Raw genomic sequence first — 271 nt, 5'->3', positions numbered from 1 at the left:
ACGTCCGGTAAAGCCGAAGGTATATGTCACCAACGGATATTGCGCCAGTTCTTCAATGGTAATGGCTTTTTTGCCTGCCAGCGGGTGATCCGGAGTGACTACAATAGCCCGATTCCAGTGGTAGCACGGTAACATCACTAAATCTTCATACAGATGCAGCGCTTCTGTGGCGATAGCGAAATCAGCATTGCCTTTAGAGACGGCATCAGCAATTTGTGTCGGCGAGCCCTGGTGCATATGCAAAGAAACGCGAGGATAACGCTCAATAAAG

The 271-nt window shown here is 49.1% G+C and carries 1 protein-coding gene; it reads right to left on the bottom strand.

The features are described from left to right. The coding region (locus KI369_RS30030; RefSeq protein WP_238484980.1) for a LysR substrate-binding domain-containing protein at nucleotides 1-271 on the bottom strand (271 nt) is incomplete at both ends.

It is taken from the genome of Bacillus sanguinis (assembly GCF_018332475.1).
GTDB classification, from domain to species: domain Bacteria; phylum Bacillota; class Bacilli; order Bacillales; family Bacillaceae_G; genus Bacillus_A; species Bacillus_A sanguinis.
The sequence above is the reverse complement of the archived record's forward strand: the minus strand, read 5'-3'. Positions and strand labels throughout refer to the sequence as shown.